The organism is Salmonella sp. GDC200615 (assembly GCF_050574145.1).
Lineage (GTDB): Bacteria > Pseudomonadota > Gammaproteobacteria > Enterobacterales > Enterobacteriaceae > Salmonella > Salmonella enterica.
This window is the reverse complement of the sequence record NZ_CP192247.1, coordinates 2,498,255-2,513,651: the sequence shown is the minus strand read 5'-3', so window position 1 is coordinate 2,513,651 and position 15,397 is coordinate 2,498,255. Positions and strand designations below refer to the sequence as shown.

At 52.0% G+C, this 15,397-nt stretch carries 15 protein-coding genes and 1 pseudogene; 1 reads left to right on the top strand and 15 read right to left on the bottom strand.

Annotation, left to right across the window (positions count from 1 at the left end):
• Positions 1 to 69: 69 nt before the first annotated feature.
• From ACQ29O_RS12055 to pth, 11 genes and pseudogenes are all read right to left on the bottom strand, one after another.
• Entirely contained in the window at positions 70 to 918 is an 849-nt protein-coding gene (locus ACQ29O_RS12055) for a hydrogenase expression/formation protein (RefSeq protein ID WP_000063376.1), read from the bottom strand.
• Complete coding sequence (gene hyaE, locus ACQ29O_RS12050) at positions 915 to 1,319, bottom strand: hydrogenase-1 operon protein HyaE (protein WP_001262580.1); 405 nt, start codon at positions 1,317 to 1,319, stop codon at positions 915 to 917. The genes ACQ29O_RS12055 and hyaE overlap by 4 nt, the downstream gene beginning before the upstream one ends.
• On the bottom strand, positions 1,309 to 1,905 hold the full coding sequence (hyaD, locus tag ACQ29O_RS12045; protein WP_000993794.1) for a hydrogenase 1 maturation protease: 597 nt from the start codon (positions 1,903 to 1,905) through the stop codon (positions 1,309 to 1,311). The genes hyaE and hyaD overlap by 11 nt, the downstream gene beginning before the upstream one ends.
• Complete coding sequence (gene hyaC, locus ACQ29O_RS12040; RefSeq protein ID WP_000147027.1) at positions 1,902 to 2,633, bottom strand: Ni/Fe-hydrogenase b-type cytochrome subunit; 732 nt, start codon at positions 2,631 to 2,633, stop codon at positions 1,902 to 1,904. Before hyaC ends, hyaD begins: the two co-directional genes overlap by 4 nt.
• An 18-nt stretch (positions 2,634 to 2,651) precedes the next feature.
• The gene (gene hyaB / locus ACQ29O_RS12035; RefSeq protein WP_000070981.1) at positions 2,652 to 4,445 is read right to left on the bottom strand and encodes a Ni/Fe-hydrogenase large subunit; all 1,794 of its coding nucleotides are present in this window, start codon (positions 4,443 to 4,445) and stop codon (positions 2,652 to 2,654) included.
• On the bottom strand, positions 4,442 to 5,560 hold the full coding sequence (gene hyaA / locus ACQ29O_RS12030; RefSeq protein ID WP_001058309.1) for a hydrogenase 1 small subunit: 1,119 nt from the start codon (positions 5,558 to 5,560) through the stop codon (positions 4,442 to 4,444). The genes hyaB and hyaA overlap by 4 nt, the downstream gene beginning before the upstream one ends.
• 348 nt (positions 5,561 to 5,908) lie before the next feature.
• Positions 5,909 to 5,980: pseudogene (locus ACQ29O_RS12025) on the bottom strand (hypothetical protein); the annotation flags it as partial.
• A gap of 494 nt (positions 5,981 to 6,474) precedes the next feature.
• Entirely contained in the window at positions 6,475 to 6,927 is a 453-nt protein-coding gene (locus tag ACQ29O_RS12020; protein WP_000487333.1) for a hypothetical protein, read from the bottom strand.
• A gap of 38 nt (positions 6,928 to 6,965) precedes the next feature.
• Positions 6,966 to 7,586: a hypothetical protein gene (locus tag ACQ29O_RS12015; RefSeq protein WP_000376823.1), complete on the bottom strand. Its 621-nt coding sequence runs from the start codon at positions 7,584 to 7,586 to the stop codon at positions 6,966 to 6,968.
• A gap of 758 nt (positions 7,587 to 8,344) precedes the next feature.
• The gene (ychF, locus tag ACQ29O_RS12010) at positions 8,345 to 9,436 is read right to left on the bottom strand and encodes a redox-regulated ATPase YchF (RefSeq protein ID WP_000505850.1); all 1,092 of its coding nucleotides are present in this window, start codon (positions 9,434 to 9,436) and stop codon (positions 8,345 to 8,347) included.
• 116 nt (positions 9,437 to 9,552) lie between these two features.
• Complete coding sequence (gene pth, locus ACQ29O_RS12005; protein WP_000985595.1) at positions 9,553 to 10,137, bottom strand: aminoacyl-tRNA hydrolase; 585 nt, start codon at positions 10,135 to 10,137, stop codon at positions 9,553 to 9,555.
• 275 nt (positions 10,138 to 10,412) lie between these two features.
• Between pth and ychH the strand changes: the two genes are divergently transcribed.
• Positions 10,413 to 10,691: a stress-induced protein YchH gene (gene ychH, locus ACQ29O_RS12000; protein ID WP_000823878.1), complete on the top strand. Its 279-nt coding sequence runs from the start codon at positions 10,413 to 10,415 to the stop codon at positions 10,689 to 10,691.
• A gap of 44 nt (positions 10,692 to 10,735) precedes the next feature.
• On the opposite strand, the gene dauA is transcribed toward ychH, so the two are convergent.
• The 4 genes from dauA to lolB form a co-directional block, all read right to left on the bottom strand.
• Positions 10,736 to 12,421, bottom strand: coding sequence for a C4-dicarboxylic acid transporter DauA (gene dauA, locus ACQ29O_RS11995; protein ID WP_001037184.1), 1,686 nt, complete (start codon positions 12,419 to 12,421; stop codon positions 10,736 to 10,738).
• A 124-nt stretch (positions 12,422 to 12,545) separates the two neighbouring features.
• Entirely contained in the window at positions 12,546 to 13,493 is a 948-nt protein-coding gene (prs, locus tag ACQ29O_RS11990) for a ribose-phosphate diphosphokinase (protein WP_001518537.1), read from the bottom strand.
• A 265-nt stretch (positions 13,494 to 13,758) separates the two neighbouring features.
• Positions 13,759 to 14,610 carry a 4-(cytidine 5'-diphospho)-2-C-methyl-D-erythritol kinase gene (gene ispE, locus ACQ29O_RS11985; protein WP_000988260.1) on the bottom strand — a complete coding sequence of 284 codons (852 nt, stop codon included), beginning with the start codon at positions 14,608 to 14,610 and terminating at the stop codon, positions 13,759 to 13,761.
• Positions 14,607 to 15,230, bottom strand: a complete 624-nt coding sequence (gene lolB, locus ACQ29O_RS11980; RefSeq protein WP_000174484.1) for a lipoprotein insertase outer membrane protein LolB — start codon at positions 15,228 to 15,230, stop codon at positions 14,607 to 14,609. Before lolB ends, ispE begins: the two co-directional genes overlap by 4 nt.
• Between the last annotated feature and the right edge of the window lie 167 nt (positions 15,231 to 15,397).

The following is a 15,397-nucleotide window of genomic DNA, read 5'->3' as shown; positions in this document are numbered from 1 at the left end:
CTCCTGTAGGCAGAAAGAGAGTAAAAAGCTAATCAGTACCGGACACCGGTGACGTTCCTGTTGAGAGCGTTAGCGCGTCTCCAGCCATCGGCAGACTTCATCCAGGCGCTGGCGCGAATCGGCCAGATCTTCCGGGGCCGCCAGTACCAGCTCCGGCAAAAGACAAATCTCATAGCTATCGAGCAATGGCCCTTTAAGGGCGTCCAGACAGCGCACATGCCAGAGATGGCGCAATGCTGTGGCGTTGATTTGGCTTTCGCCATACCCGGAGATGCGAATCTGGATGTTCCCGTGTCCGCATAAACGCGCCAGAAAAAGGCGATCGGCCTCGCTGAGCGGCAGTTGGGTCAAATTGATGCTGTGAGGTTGCAACGCCGGATCGCGTACGTGCGCCAATAATTCATGGGCCAGCGGCAGTCCATTCATCAGGCCAGCGACAGGCGGAGGCAGTAGAGAGTCGTCAGGCAGCGTATCGGCGGTAGCCGCTTGCCATAATGTCAGGGGCGCGCTACCCGCTTCCAGACGATCCGTCAGCAGACGTCGGTTATGCAGATGGCGTACCCGCCACAGGCCGCAGAAGATGGTCTCCTGGATCTCGCTTTCACTCCCGTCCGGATGCTGAATGCGTACCGAGACTTCGCCTTCGCCCAATAGCGTATTGAGGAATGAGAGATCATCGGCATTCAGGGGAGATAACTCCCATCCCAGCACGTCGCCGACTTCCGGGATGCGCCGGGCAAGCTGACCTCGCAGATCGGTCAACAATGCCATCACCGCCGGGCTGTGAGCGCAGCGCTCCAGCGCCGCCATACTTGGGTCGCCATTGACCTGACAGGTGAGCGGTAAGGGATTCATCGAGAAACTAGCGTCATCAGGCTGCGTACCTGGCCCCAGCAGATGAAAAAAGGCGTTGCTCATTGTACTGTCTCCTGCGCTGCGGGAGTGTCAACCATCGAACGCATCAGCGTGAGCAGTTCAGCCCAGGGATGAATGCCGCTGAGCGCGCCGCGTAGCTCGCCGTCTGTAAAAACCAACGTCGCCGGAAACCGACGTACATTAAAGCGATCGCCGATAGCTTCGCTTTGTTCAAGGTCGGCCACCGCCACCTGCCAGTCAAACTGCGGGAACTCACGCAGGAGTTCGGCAATCATCACCGGGTTATCGCTGACTTCCGGCGTACGCCGCGGATCGCTACTTAACAGGATGACGCCATCTCCAACCCGTTTGATCCAGTCGTCTACCGTAGAAGCCTCTACCGGTTGCCATCCACGGGTTAACAGGCGTTGCCATAGCGCAGAGAACGGGGTGTCATTCGCCACTTCTTTTGCCCTCCAGACGTGTCTGATACTGACGTATGCGCACTCCCTCATAATTTTCCATCGACAGGCATTTATAGTTCAGGCAGCGTGCGACCTCGTTTGCCTGCGGTACGATCCCCCAGGCGGCCAGTTGCGCCAGGGCGGCCTGTTCCGCCGCCGGTAGCTGGCCGCGAGCTATTTCGCTCAGGCTACCGCCGTAGTCGTCCAGGTGCGCCGGTTGCAGACCGACCAGCGCAATGTGACAGGGCAGATGCCCGCGGATGTCGGCCAGCGCCAGAACTTCGGAAAAACTGTTTTGATGCAGGCTCATTTTTTTGGCGCTGAGATACGCGGGGATTTTCTCGCCGGCATAGGTTCGCAGGCTGCCCGGCGCCAGGCCGTAATCGATCGCGTCAAGGAGCAGGAGATGGCTGGCTTGCTCAACATAACCTAACAGGTTTAGCCCTTGCGTACCGCCGTCCACAATTTCTACCTCTTCAGGCCAGTGATATCGGGCATACAAACGCTCCGCGCCCCGGATACCGAATCCTTCATCGGCCCACAGCAGGTTTCCTAACCCCATCACCACTACGCGTTGCGCATTCATGAGGGCTCCTTGTCGTGCGGTTTGGGGAATTTGTGGCTGCGATAGCCATTGATCATGGTGGAGATCACCGTATCGTCGGACATAATGTCTTCCCGGATAGCGAGGTAAACGTGCCCGACGATGAAGGCGGCGATCAGCCACATACCCAGTCGGTGCCAGCTGTGAATATCGATGGAGTTGCCGCCGGTCCAGTAGAAAAATTCAACCACATAGCGGAACGGCGCAAAGATGGCGTACTGGCTATGCTCGCCAAACAGAGCGAAACCGGTGAGGATCATAAATACCGACAACAGGAAATAGCCGAACATCGCGGCCTGCGCGACAGGGTTATGTCCGATGTCGCTCCCCGGTTTTTTCTCCAGAAACAGATACCAGCGGACCACGGAGAAAGCGCCTTGCCACCAACTGCGACGCCAGACCGGGACGATAAACAGCTCTCGCGAATAGCGGTTGCCGACACAGGCCCAATAAATTCGCCCCAGCAGTAACACGGTAAAGATCATCGCGGCGGCAAAGTGGATCAGCCGGATATAGCCCATGTAAAACAGATAGGTCGCCTCGCCACTCACCGACGGCAAGGGCCGGCCAATGAAGTAGCCTGTTACCATCAGTACCAACATGCAGGCCACCGTTAGCCAGTGCCACAGGCGTACCGGCGCTTCAAACACATAGTGGTTGACGGCAGTATCACGCGCCTCCCCGACGCGTGGAGATAGCTTTCCAGTCATCGTTCTTTTCCTTAACGCTTAGCGTACCTGGACGGCAATCAGTTCGCTGCCGTCGTCGCCGAGCACGTGGGTTGAACAGGCGAGGCAGGGGGCGAAGCTGTGCAGCGTCCTCAGGATTTCTAACGGTTGGTCGGGAATCGCCATTTGCGTTCCCATCAATGCCGCTTCATAGGCGCCGATCTGTTTTTTAGGATCGCGCGGGCTGGCGTTCCAGGTGGTGGGGACCACGCACTGATAGAGTTCAATCTTCTGATCGCGTATTGACGCCCAGTGTCCCAACGCTCCACGAGGCGCTTCGGTAAAACCGATGCCGCGGCAGTGCTGCGGCCAACTGGCCGGTTCCCATTTCTCGGTATTGGCGGTGGCCAGGTCGCCGTTTTTCAGGTTGGTCATAAGCCTGTCGAAAAAATACTGCAGCTTACCGACGGCCCATTGCGCTTCGTGCGCGCGGCATAAAATACGGCCAAGCGTAGACTGGATACCGGAGAGCGGCAGTTTAAGGGCAGACATCATGCGATCTACCGACTCTATGGTGGCGGCATCCCCTTTGTGGTACGCGATAAGCGTTCGGGCAAGCGGGCCGACTTCCATGGCATGACCCCGCCAGCGCGGCGCTTTAATCCAGGAGTAACGTTCCTGCTCGTTGAGCTGCTGGATATGCGTATCGCTGCCTTTGACATCACCCGGGTTGTACCAGGGATCGGTAATGCCGTCAAAAGGATGACGCCCCAGCCGATCGTCCGGATAGCGGTACCAGGCGTGATCCACAAACTCCTGTATCTGCTGCGGATCGGCCAAATCTACCGGCATGACATTTTTAAAATCGCCATTGACCACCGCGCCGCCCGGCATTAACAGGCTTTGCTGGCTGAAGTCGTTGGCAATGTCCGGAAATGCGCCGTAGCTCAGCACGCATTTATCCGACAGACCGGTGCCAATTTGACTCCATGCTTTATTGAACTGGCCGATAGCCAGCGCGTCCGGAACCATCACGTTGTTAATGAAGTCGGCGGTGCGGGTGATGATCGACTGCACCAGGTTGAGGCGCTCCATATTGATAGCCCCGACCGCGCCGCTTTGATCGAGATTGATCGCGCACGGCATTCCGCCGACGATCCAGTTAGGATGGGGGTTCTTACCGCCAAATATGGTATGGATTTTGACGATCTCGCGCTGGAAGTCGAGGGCTTCAAGATAGTGGGCAAAGCCCATCAGATTAGCCTCTGGCGACAGTTTGTACTGTGGATGTCCCCAATAGCCGTTACGGAATATCCCAAGCTGGCCGCCATCGACAAATTTCTTTAATCGATTTTGTACGTCAAAGAAGTAGCCCGGCGATGACATCGGCCAGGCGGAAAGGCTTTGCGCCAACTGCGAGGTGGCGCGCGGATCGGCTTTCAGCGCATTCAGAACATCAATCCAGTCCATACCGGCTAACTGATAAAAATGGACCAGATGATCGTGACACCACAACGTAGCCAGCATGATGTTACGTATAATATTGGCGTTATCCGGCACCTGGATACCAATCGCATCTTCGATAGCGTACACCGATGCCAGAGCATGTACCCCGGTACATACACCACAAATACGTTCAACAAACGCCCAGGCGTCACGCGGGTCACGGCCTTGCAGAATGATCTCCAGCCCGCGGAACATTGTGCCGCAGGAAACGGCATTGGTAATGACGTTTTGCTCATCAATGTTCACTTCGCAGCGCATATGCCCTTCGATGCGGGTAATCGGGTCCACGATCAGACGACGGCCGGCGTCGTTAACGGTATAACCCTGGGTTTGATACTGGTTACTCATGCTTGTTTATCCTCATTGTCCGGCTGTTGTTCGGCTTGCGCTAACTGTTGTTTGTGGCGTTTACGTTGGTTGAGCGCGCTGGCGACAGCGTGACCGCCAACGCCCGCCGCGACCACGCCCAGCGCGGTCAGCCCCACCGTATCGGCGGTTGAATGGGTACCCATCTGGGGAATATCCACCACGCGGCTATAAAACGAGCCGCGATCCCAGAAACTATTTTCTGAACATCCCAGACATCCGTGACCGGACTGGATAGGAAAGGAGACGCCGTCATTCCAGCGTGTGGAGGAGCAGGCGTTATAGGTGGTTGGCCCTTTACAGCCCATCTTGTACAGACAGTATCCCTTGCGGGCGGCGGCGTCATCCCAGCTCTCGACAAATTCACCGGCGTCAAAATGGGCGCGGCGGTAGCATTTATCGTGGATACGCTGACCGTAGAACATCAGTGGACGGCCCATGCGATCGAGTTCCGGCAGACGATCAAACGTCACCATATAGGTGATAATGGCGCTCATGACATCCGGGATTGGCGGACATCCAGGGACTTTCACGATCGGCTTGTCGGTGATCACTTTATCGATAGGCGTTGCCTGGGTCGGATTGGGGCGGGCGGCCTGGACGCAACCCCAGGAGGCGCAGTTTCCCCAGGCGATAATAGCGCTGGCGCCCGCGGCGGCTTTCTTCAGTTTTTCAATAAACGGGCGGCCGCCGCTGATACAGAACATTCCTTGCTCTCCTAACGGCGGATTGCCTTCCACCGCCAGAATGTATTTCCCGGCGTAGCGAGTGGTAATATCGTCAAAGACTTCTTCGGCCTGTGCGCCGGCGGCTGCCATCAGGGTGTCGTCATAATCGAGGGAAATCAGCGAGAGGATCACATCTTTGGCTAGCGGGTGCGAGGAACGGATAAAGGATTCGGTACAGCAGGTGCATTCCAGTCCATGAATCCAGACCACCGGAATCCGCGGTTTATTCTCCAGCGCCCAGGCGATCTTTGGCGTCATTCCGGCGCCCAGCCCCAGCGATGTGGCAGCAAGGCTACAGAATTTGAGAAAGCTGCGTCGGGTCACTCCCTTACGACGCATGGCTTGATAAAAGGTCTCCTCGTTATTCATAACGCGTATTTTTTCTCCTTTTTGCACCACGCTCCGTCAGGGGCATAAGGCGCTTTTGCGGGTCCGTTGACGTTCCGCCAGCAAGGTAAATCATTGGGTTACGCGCGAGCGCGGAAACGAGCCCGATTCACTTTGCACCGGCGTATATCGCCAGAAATAATGTAAAAAAAGCGTATCGGATTAACGATAAGAAACAATGTGAAGTGTGTGGGTATAGCTTATAGCGGTATATTTATACCCATTATCGGTTTTTCGGCGAAAGGGCCGCGGCGGGGAAGGACGGTTGAGCTTGTTCCGGGATGAGGTTTTTAGCGAGTGACCCTGGCCTAATATCAGAGCCAGGCTTAAGAGTTTGCGGGTATGTTGCGTGATCACGATGCAGTCACGCATCCCCCGGATCTTGACGGGCGTAAAGTGAATAAACCTGGCCTGTTGTCAGTTTTACGTTCTTCGTGGTGTGCTCTGACGATAATGTAGTCCACCGACCATATAAATTCTCCTCGCTCACCGCCTGGCCCGATCTCTGACGAAAACTCTGAATCTTCGATGTTTCCAATTATGAATTTCTACACCAGTCTTTAAGCATCAATGCATTGTACCTAGTGCGCTGCTATAACTGTGTAAGAGGGATTGACGCTTAGAGCCTATCCCATTAGGGCTATTTTACTTGCCATTTTGGTCCTGGGCAGTGCTCGCCAAAACGCGTTAGCGTTTTGAACGCCGCTAGCGGCGGCCCGAAGGGCGAGCGTAGCGAGTCAAACCTCACGTACAACGTGTACGCTCCGGTTTTTGCGCGCTGTCCGTGTCCAAACAGGCTGCGCCAATAACGCCTGGTGGGATAGGCTCTTAGTGTTAATGTACACCAAAGGTCGATGTGTTTACCGCACTTGTGGCTTGGTATGCAGTATGTATAATTATTGCGTGAATGTTTTCATAAATTGATTTGTCTCTTCTTTGGCCTTTTCTATTGATTTATGTTTATATATTTTTGATTGGTATGTGTATTTTTCTAACGCAGGTAAGTACTTAGAGACGTCGTTACCTTTTTTGAAATCTATAGGCATATGAATACTCGCATATAATATATTTATCCTCTGCGATGGCGTTAGCTCAGAATAATTTATACCTTGTTCATAATAAGAAAGCATCACATCATTGCAGATCCTGTCTTTATACGACTGCCCTATGTATGCGATGATAAGTCCATATATAAGTAGCAATCCAAAAGCGACACCTGCTTTGTGGCTATGAAGAAAATTATATTGTAGCCCAACAAAAAACACTTTTCTAATTAAAACAAGAATAAATGGTAAGGAAAATAAAAAACAACCGAAGTACATAATCACTTCGCCTGAATTCTGAAACATTTTATACCTTCCTGATAAATACTGGGTTAATTATCTGGTTAATATTCGTTGTCTATTATTTCTTTTATAAAAATAGACGATTCATTGAAATTTTTTTTGAAACTGGAGTAATTGCTAAGTGTTTTCGGTATGCAAAAGATGACTCGCCCATTTTTTACTATGGCATAATATCTTGGATACATTAGTGCTTCTTCTTTTGTGTTTGAAACACCGTCATAGTCTATTTTTTCATCAATAGAGTCAAGTTGGCTAAATAAAAAGACTCTTTTCCTTAGCAAAGTATTATGAACAATAGCATTTTCATATATATCAAGTGACATTGTAAGACTCAATGCAGCAAATGAAAGTAATGCTATGATGGAAATTGTTAATATTGCTAATGACAAGCCTTCCTGGCAATATAAAACAAGAAAAAAGAGTGGGATTGCAGGGAGGTAAGTGACCAACGGGTAAAAACGATCGATTTTTAAATGTGATATGATATTCTGAGGAGATGTGACATGGTCCTGAACGCCCTTGTTAAAGATAATGCTGTAAAGCGTCAAACTATTGTCAATTTTATCTATTGCTTTAGCTTTTATCCTTTGTATGAATATAAAAAACGTTATCAAAAAGGCAATAAATAAGAAAATGATTAAATTATAAATAAAACTATCCACGGCATCATCCTGTATATTTACCGAAATTTCTATGGTCACTATTCTACTATTATTAATGAATGTCAATCTAAAATTGATGATGGTGCGTCCAGCCGGTTGGATTTGATCTAAAATAAAACTTTCGGTATTTCTCTATAGTCACAGAGCAAACAGGGTTGATTCTTTGTTAAAAAAACATCTCAATATTTTAATATGAATTCCTTCACGCGATTCTGGAGTATTACAGTCTACGATTTTAATGATTTTTTATTCATTCATTATGCGTATTAAATTAATGGCAGTGCAATCGCAAATTATAATTAGTTTCAGAATTGCAAAATGATTATAATTTTGTAGTTCATGCCGTTGCCCTAAGAGCCCCGGTGGTGAGTGTAGGGGGGAACACCTGAACAAGATCTGAGGCTATGTACGATACTGTGATATGAGTTAACCCAAACAGGCTATACGGTATCTATACCTTTCTAAAAAGCTTTTCGCTGGTATAGAGTCAAAACCTTAGACGAAACAACATTCACACTATGGCCCTGGCAGTGCGGCATTGCGTATCGGTGAGCATAACGGGGCCTTGTTTATTTATTATACCGTTCTTGTACTTACTTAAAATGAAGATGGAAGAATGTTGTACTCATTTTTGACAGCATTGTTACGAGATGAGTTGAGACATTATGAAATGAAAAATCCACGCCATTGCGTGGATTTTATAGAGTTTTACCGCTGTCATGAGGTTCAATGAAACCTCATAAGACAACAAATGTTATTTAGACGTTGAACAGGAAGTTCATTATATCGCCATCTTTAACGATGTAATCTTTGCCTTCCGCTCGCATCTTACCGGCTTCTTTCGCGCCTTGTTCACCTTTATAGGTAATAAAGTCGTCAAAGGCGATAGTTTGGGCGCGGATAAAGCCTTTTTCGAAGTCGGTATGGATTTTACCTGCTGCCTGCGGCGCGGTTGCGCCAACCGGAATGGTCCATGCGCGAACTTCTTTCACTCCGGCGGTAAAGTAGGTCTGGAGGTTCAGCAGGCGATAACCTGCGCGAATAACGCGGTTCAGCCCCGGCTCTTCCAGACCCAGTTCAGCCATAAATTCGTCGCGCTCGTCATCATCCAGCTCAGCAATATCAGCTTCGACGGCGGCACACACCGGAACCACGACCGAACCTTCTTTCGCGGCGATTTCGCGAACCTGGTCCAGATACGGGTTATTTTCAAAACCGTCTTCATTGACGTTAGCGATATACATTGTCGGCTTCAGCGTCAGGAAGCTTAAATAACGGATAGCCGCTTTATCTTCGTCCGTCAGGTCCAGCGAACGCAGCATCCCCGCTTCGGCCAGGTGCGGCAGGCATTTTTCCAGCGCGGCCAGTTCCGCTTTGGCGTCTTTATCGCCGCCTTTGGCTTTCTTCTGTACGCGATGGATAGCGCGCTCGCAGGTATCGAGGTCAGCCAGCGCCAGTTCGGTATTGATAACATCAATATCTTCTGCCGGGTTTACTTTACCCGCCACATGGATGATATTGTCGTTCTCAAAGCAGCGAACCACGTGACCGATAGCTTCAGTTTCACGGATATTGGTCAGGAACTGGTTACCCAACCCTTCGCCTTTGGACGCGCCTTTTACCAGACCGGCGATATCCACGAACTCCATCGTGGTTGGTAGAATGCGTTGCGGTTTAACAATCTCAGCCAACTGGTCCAGACGCGGATCGGGCATCGGCACGACACCGGTATTCGGTTCGATAGTGCAGAACGGAAAGTTTGCCGCTTCAATACCGGCTTTTGTCAGCGCGTTGAACAGGGTGGATTTCCCGACGTTGGGCAGACCGACGATACCGCATTTGAATCCCATGATTTAACTCACCTTAATATCTTAATAATCAACCTGTTATAGAAAACAGATTGCAGAAATGGAAATAACTTCGCCTATTATACACGGCGTGCGGCAAAAATGCCGCACATCACTGGTTATTGCGCCTTAAAGGTATGCAAACGGCTTGTTGCTTTGGCCAGACCCTCTTTGAACCACAATTCCGTACAGCGTGCCGCTTCGTCAATGGCCTCATCAATTAATTTTTGTTCAGAAACAGGGGGTTTACCCAGCACGAAACCAACAACTTTATTTTTATCGCCTGGATGACCAATTCCAACGCGTAAGCGGTGAAAGTTGGGATTATTGCCCAGCTTGCTGATGATGTCTTTCAGACCATTGTGGCCGCCGTGGCCGCCGCCAAGTTTAAATTTCGCGACGCCCGGCGGGAGATCCAGCTCGTCGTGAGCGACCAGAATTTCGTCCGGCTGAATACGGTAAAAACTGGCCATTGCGCCAACTGCTTTACCACTGAGGTTCATGAACGTGGTGGGTACCAGCAGGCGAACATCTTCCCCTTCCAGCGTGATGCGTGAGGTATAGCCAAAGAATTTAGGCTCTTCACGCAACGGCGCGCGCAGGCGCTCCGCCAGTAAATCGACGTACCATGCGCCTGCATTGTGTCGCGTCGCAGCATATTCCGCGCCGGGATTCGCCAGACCAACAATCAATTTAATTGCCACGTTTTTTGTCCTGAGTAGATCCATAACTGGCGCGTAGTTTACTGTCTGTCTGCCCGCTTGACAAAACACAGCGGCACTCTGAAGTAAATTAAATAATTGCCAGCATTGATTATTAAAAATGTAAACTGTTCAGAGTGTTATTTGTAAAGTTTTGTTAAATGAAACTTTACATTTGTGATCGCACCCGCACTTACAAACGAAAGTGTTGTCTATACTTTACACATAAAGTTTAGGGGGATTTCCTAAAAACAACCCAAAAGTTCCGGAGGTGACATATGAAACGCAAAAACGCTTCGTTATTCGGTAACGTGCTGATGGGGTTGGGGCTGGTCGTGATGGTTGTCGGCGTGGGTTACTCTATTTTAAACCAACTGCCGCAGTTTAATTTGCCGCAATTTTTTGCGCATGGCGCAATACTGAGTATTTTTGTCGGGGCGGTTCTTTGGCTGGCAGGGGCTCGTGTAGGGGGGCATGAGCAGGTGAGCGACAAATATTGGTGGGTACGTCACTATGACAAACGTTGCCGCCGTAACGACAATCGTCGTCATAGCTAACCGGTTCAGGCCCGGTAAGCGTTATCGCCACCGGGCATTGTCCATTAACTTAGTAAATCCGCTAACGCCTCCGTCCTGTTTGGGAAGAAGGTCAGACGCCCAGGAATAGGTTTGATACCGGCACGCGCCATTGTGCGCAGCGGTTGGAACTCCAGATTACTGATACGCAATTCGCGACCCTCCGGCAGACGCTTCACAAAACGCTGAAAAGCATCAAGCCCGCCTGCATCCAGCACTGGTACTGCGTCCCATTTCAGAACGACGATACGTTTGCCCTTAATACGTGACTCAAGGTCGGTAAACAGCCCTTCCGCCGCGGCGAAAAAGAGCGGACCGATAACACGCAGCACCAGCACATCTTCAGGTACATCAACATTGACCGGCGCAAGTCGAGTCATTCGCGCAATACGGCGCATAAACAGCAGGGAAGCAAGGACAATCCCCACGCTGATGGCGATGACCATATCAAACAGAACCGTTAATGACATGCACAGCAGCATAACGATAATGTCGTCTTTCGGCGCATGGCGTAACAGATCCACCACTTTATGGGCTTCACTCATATTCCATGCCACCATCAGCAGTAGCGCCGCCATCGCGGAAAGCGGCAGCCAGGAGAGTAGCGGGGCCAAGACCAGTAGCGCCAGAATGACCAGGATAGCGTGAATTACCGCCGAGATGGGAGAGGTCGCGCCAGCGCGGACGTTGGCGGCAGAGCGGGCAATCGCGGCGGTGGCGGTGATGCCGCCAAAGAACGGCGCGACCATATTCCCCAGCCCCTGGCCGATAAGTTCGCTGTTAGCTTTATGTTTGGTGCCGGTCATGCCGTCCAGCACGACGGCGCAGAGCAATGATTCGATTGCCCCCAGCATTGCCATCGAGAAGGCCGCTGGCAGCAGCGCGCGCAGTGAATCCCAGCTTAGCGTGAAATCGGAGCCAGGAAGACTCCACGGCAGCATCAGTTGCGGCAGGAGCTGCGGGATGCCGTTGCCCTGAGTGCCGTCAGCCAGAACGTAATGGAACTGTGAGCCGATAGTCGCCACATTGCCGCCCAGCAGATTAACAATCCCCATTACGGCGCAACCGGCCAGCAGCGCGGGAAGATGTCCTGGCAGACGAATACCGAGACGCGGCCAGAAAATCAACGTTCCCAGCGTTACCACGCCAATGGCGGCATCGCCAATATTGACGGTGGGCAACGCCATAAACAGCGCGCCGACTTTCTGCAAATAGTGCTCTGGCACATGGGCCATCTGCAGACCAAGAAAATCTTTAATCTGCATGGTACCGATGGTAATACCAATCCCTGAGGTAAAACCCAACGTGACCGACACCGGGATATATTCAATCAATCGCCCCAGTCTCGCCAGGCCGAAAAGGATCAGGAAGAAGCCCGACATCAGCGTGGCGACCAGTAGGCCCGCCAGACCAAACTGTTGCGATACCGGATACAAAATCACCACAAACGCGGCGGTAGGGCCGGAAACGCTAAAGCGCGAGCCGCCGGTTAGCGCGATCACGATCCCGGCGACAGCGGAGGTATAGAGGCCATACTGCGGCGCAACGCCACTGCCAATTGCCAGCGCCATCGCCAGCGGGATAGCAATAATCCCGACGGTGATCCCGGCTATCACATCGCGGGTGAACCGGGAGGCGGTATATTTTTCTTTCCAGCAAGCATCGATGAGAGCGCGGAAAGGCATCACATGTGAGGAAAATAATTTGTTCACAATAATGTTTCATCCATGAGCGCATCATCTGTCAACTAAATGGCAGGTGAAGGAGGCATAAGTCATACAAAAGGGTGTTACAGACAAAAAAACCCGCCGCAGCGGGTTTCAGATCCGGGTTCGATCAATGCTCGAACATGGCGGAAATCGATTCTTCGTTGCTGATACGGCGAATCGCTTCGGCCAGCATACCTGACAGGGTCAAGGTACGCACGTTCGGCAGCGCTTTGATTTCGTCGGTCAGCGGAATGGTGTCGCAGACAACGACTTCATCAATGACGGAGTTGCGCAGGTTGTTTGCCGCATTGCCTGAGAAGATCGGGTGCGTCGCGTAGGCAAACACGCGTTTAGCGCCACGTTCTTTCAATGCTTCTGCTGCTTTGCACAGAGTACCGCCGGTATCGATCATATCATCAACCAGCACGCAGTCACGGCCAGCGACGTCGCCGATGATGTGCATCACCTGAGAAACGTTCGCGCGCGGACGACGTTTATCAATGATAGCCATATCGGTATCGTTCAGCAGCTTAGCGATAGCGCGGGCACGAACCACGCCGCCAATATCCGGGGAAACCACGATCGGGTTATCCAGATTCAGTTGCAGCATATCTTCGAGCAGGATTGGGCTACCGAACACGTTATCAACCGGAACGTCAAAGAAGCCCTGGATCTGTTCAGCATGCAGATCTACGGTGAGAACGCGGTCAACGCCGACGCTGGACAGGAAGTCAGCGACAACTTTTGCGGTAATCGGCACACGGGCGGAACGTACGCGACGGTCCTGACGTGCATAGCCAAAGTAGGGGATAACGGCGGTGATACGACCTGCGGAAGCACGACGCAGGGCATCAACCATAACGACCAATTCCATCAGGTTGTCGTTGGTTGGGGCACAAGTGGACTGGATGATGAAAATATCACCACCGCGTACATTTTCGTTGATTTGTACGCTGACTTCGCCGTCGCTAAAGCGACCTACGGCGGCGTCGCCGAGAGAAGTGTACAGGCGGTTGGCAATACGTTGTGCTAGTTCCGGGGTGGCGTTACCAGCAAAAAGCTTCATATCAGGCACGAGAAGAACCTCAGGCATGCGTCCATTGGTGGAAAGAATCTGCCGAAAACTGTGCGGGCCAGGCAAAATCCTATCCAGGCGGTGTATTAAAGAGCGCGATGCAACGTCTGGAACAAGGTGACGTTGTCACCGAAGCTCAGCTTGCCCGGCTTACTCGTCTTCATTCACGTTTCATGTGCGCTGGTATCAATGCCTCACACCGGTCAAATACGGCATATATGACCGGCGACTCGTCATTTCGCCATCTTCCTGAAACCCGAATGCGTTAGAGTAACTCTCGATGCAATGGGGAAAGGTTGACACCCTTCGCCACAAAAGCATTGAGCCATTCCGGGGCTTGCTCAAGCACCTGGCGAGCACAAGACTCTGTATCGAATTCAGCAAAGACACAGGCCCCTGTCCCAGTCAGGCGCGACGGCGCGTATTCTAACAGCCAGGAAAGCGCCGCATCAACCTCGCGAAAACGTTTTCTTGCGATAACCTCGCAATCATTGCTGAATTCACATTTTAGTAACGTATCTATTGACCTTTTTGGCGTATTACGCGGCAATTGAGGATCTTTAAAGATAACCGGCGTCGGAATGCTTACGCCAGGGTGCGCGACCAGATACCATTTTTCCGGCGGATTCACCGGCGTTAATATTTCGCCTACGCCTTCGGCAAACGCGGCGTGGCCACGAACAAAGACCGGGACGTCGGCGCCGAGCGTCAGGCCGAGCGTCGCCAGTTCATCAATGGAAAGCCCGCATTGCCAAAGATGATTGAGCGCCACCAGAACGGTCGCGGCGTTAGACGAGCCGCCGCCCAGACCGCCGCCCATGGGAAGGCGCTTCTCAATGCTGATATCCGCGCCGCTTCCGGCGGGCAGGCGTCCACTCTCCGAGGCGACTTTCATCAACAGCCGCGCGGCGCGGACGATCAGGTTGTCTTCATTTTCAACGCCGGTTACCGGCGTTAATAAATGGATTTCGCCATCGCGACGCGGTTCGATGTGGAGTGTGTCGCCATAATCCAGAAACTGAAACAGCGTCTGCAGCGTGTGGTAGCCGTCTGCACGCTGTCCGGTGATATATAAAAACAGATTTAATTTTGCCGGAGAAGGCCAATGGGTCATCATTTCACAATCCAGTTATCCATTTTCAGCTTAATGCGCTGACTGCCGTCGGAAAGCTCCATATTGGCAGGCATGGCAGGCTGCGTTTTGCTGTCATAGCCACCGTAAACCACTTTCCAGTTTTTACCATCCTGGCGATAGTTCACTTCGCTCAGGCGGTACTGGTCGTCCAGTTTGTAGTCAGTGGCATCGCCAGGCAGACCGAGGATCCACTGCCGCAGGCTGTTTAACGGAATCGGCATCCCGGTGAGTTTGCCGATCATCTCTTCGGCGTCATCGGCGGTATAACGCTGGCCTTTGTTATCCACCAACTGGACGTTGCCCGGCTGGGCGTTAAGCTCCAGCTCGGTGCTGCCCAGCGGGTTGGTAAGCAGCAGGCGGTAGCGATCCTGTCCGGTCTGTTGCCAGAAGAAGCGCGCATAGACTTTCTGATCATCTGAGATGTAAGCAAAGGCGCCGCGCGTCTGGTATTGATTCAGATGACGCACCTCTTGCTGATGCTGGCGCCACTGAGGGGAATCCGGGCTCTTGCCCGGGCCTTTATGCCCAGGAAGCGTACAGGCGGTGAGAACCAGGCTTGCTAACGGCAGTAGACGAATCAGGCGAAAGTCGGGCAGGGTCATAGTGATGACGAATCCTTGTGATACGGTGCAATAATTGCCTGATGGCGTTACGCTTATCAGGCCTGAAAACTGAACCTGCAGGCTGTAAAAACGTTCGCGCCGCGATTCGGCAAATTTTTGCTATCGGTTACAGTTATAGCCTTTAATGCTAGCGCCGCCTGGTGACA